The sequence below is a fragment of the Acidovorax sp. KPB24-03 genome, from assembly GCF_057546605.1.
This window is the reverse complement of the sequence record NZ_BAAJYR010000890.1, coordinates 1-663: the sequence shown is the minus strand read 5'-3', so window position 1 is coordinate 663 and position 663 is coordinate 1. Positions and strand designations below refer to the sequence as shown.

1 protein-coding gene is annotated in these 663 nt (G+C 73.3%); it reads right to left on the bottom strand.

The window, feature by feature from the left end; all coding sequences use genetic code 11:
• Nucleotides 1-613, bottom strand: a 613-nt coding sequence (locus AC27KI_RS26645; protein ID WP_487116896.1) for an exosortase H-associated membrane protein, incomplete at its 3' end; no start/stop codon positions are given.
• Between the last annotated feature and the right edge of the window lie 50 nt (nt 614-663).

Sequence of the window (663 nt, the reverse complement as noted above, 5' to 3'; positions counted from 1 at the left end):
CGGCGGCGCGCGCGGCCGGCAGGGAGCGGCGCCAGGCCTCGATCACCACCTCGTTGACGAACTGCCGGTCCAGCCACAGCCACAGCACCATGGGCGCGAGCGTGGGCAGCACCAGCACGCCCACCTGGTAGCCGTACACCAGCGCCTCCAGTTGCCACTGGGCGACCTTGAGCACGCGCACGTCGAGTTGCGCCGTCAGCACCACCTGCATGAGCAGGTGCATCACCAGGCTGAAGGCCTGCAGCGGCACGAGCAGCGCGAAGCCGGCCAGCGCGCGCCAGGTGCGGCCCGGGCCGCGCGCAGACAGCAGCAGGGCGAGGAAGATGGGCAGGCCGTAGGCATAGCGGCCGGGGTCGGATTCGACGGTGATCTCGACCAGGCGGTTGCCGGTCTGCGGCGTGGCGACCGCCACCGAGGTATCGACCTCGAACGCCCCGGGCCGCAGCCGCGTCTCGCGCACCCAGCCGGGGGCGGCGTGCTCCAGGACCGCGCCGGCCACCATGCCCACGGGGTACGAGGTCCAGGGCGAGACCCGGATCCACAGCAGGGTGAGCAGCACCACCCCGGCGAACAGGCCGAGGACGAAGATTTTCAGGCTGGCGGCGCGGCGCATGCGGTGCCGCGGATCACGCCGGCACGGCCGCAGGGGAGGCGGACGGCGCC